At 46.1% G+C, this 256-nt stretch carries 1 protein-coding gene; it reads left to right on the top strand.

The window, feature by feature from the left end; genetic code table 11:
- Positions 1–62 precede the first annotated feature (62 nt).
- The coding region (locus ACT3RM_RS18310; RefSeq protein WP_444511570.1) for an ATP-binding protein at positions 63–256 on the top strand (194 nt) is incomplete at its 3' end.

Raw genomic sequence — 256 nt, 5'->3', positions numbered from 1 at the left:
CCTACATGGATAACTTCACGGCCTCGTTACCTTTAATGCTGAAACAATTAAAGCTTAGCACCATGCTTCAACAGTGGAATACCCTGGGCAAAAAAGCGATAGAAGAACAATGGAGCCCGCAGCAATACTTGTCTGAGCTGTGTCATGTTGAACTTGCGACACGCGATGACAAACGCCTTCAGCGGCTTTTAAAAGATGCAAAATTGCCAGTGGGTAAACACCTTAGCAGCTTCGACTTTACCCTTGTTGATGGGGC

It is taken from the genome of Pseudoalteromonas sp. AOP7-A1-14 (assembly GCF_052376275.1).
Classification (GTDB): Bacteria; Pseudomonadota; Gammaproteobacteria; order Enterobacterales; family Alteromonadaceae; genus Pseudoalteromonas.
This window is presented reverse-complemented; position numbering and strand designations above follow the sequence as displayed.